Below are 584 nucleotides of genomic sequence, written 5' to 3' on the forward strand. Positions count from 1 at the left end.
CTGCAGGTTCATTGCAGACAAGCAGAACCTCGTCCTGTACGGCGGCGTGGGGAACGGCAAGACCCACATGGCCATAGCGTGCGGAACCGCAGCCTGCGCCATGGGGATGACGGTGATGTTCACGACGATCGCAGACCTCGTCGTGAGGATGACCAAGGCCGAAGCCGAGGGAACCTTGGAGAAGGTGTTCAAAGAGGTCGAGAGGGCCGATCTGGTGATACTGGACGAGCTTGGGTACCTTCCCATAAACCAAGATGGCGCCAAGCTCCTGTACCAGGTGGTGAACAAGTGCTACGAGAGGAGAAGCCTTATCGTGACCACGAATCTTGAGTTCAGCAGGTGGGGAAAGATCCTGACCGACGACCAGATGGCGGCTGCCATGATCGACCGAATCGTCCACTACGGCCACCTGGTCGTGTTCGAGGGGCCGACGAAGAGGATGGAGGCCTCGCCTATGGCCCGAAGGGGCTAAGAGGCAAAGCCAAAGAGAGAAAGAGGCACGCCTTTGCCAAACCTGAAACCTTTCCTTGCCACGTGTGAAAAGAACCGCTGCCTCAATTGAAAGCCCGAGCTTGACACAAACA

1 protein-coding gene is annotated in these 584 nt (G+C 57.4%); it reads left to right on the forward strand.

Annotated features, from left to right (window positions below):
• Positions 1-472 (forward strand): ATP-binding protein (locus ACTM82_RS09025; RefSeq protein ID WP_441055887.1); only part of this gene is annotated, 472 nt, incomplete at its 5' end.
• Positions 473-584 lie beyond the last annotated feature (112 nt).

This window comes from Collinsella sp. HCP3S3_E5 (genome assembly GCF_052067635.1).
In the GTDB taxonomy this organism is placed as follows: Bacteria; Actinomycetota; Coriobacteriia; order Coriobacteriales; family Coriobacteriaceae; genus Collinsella.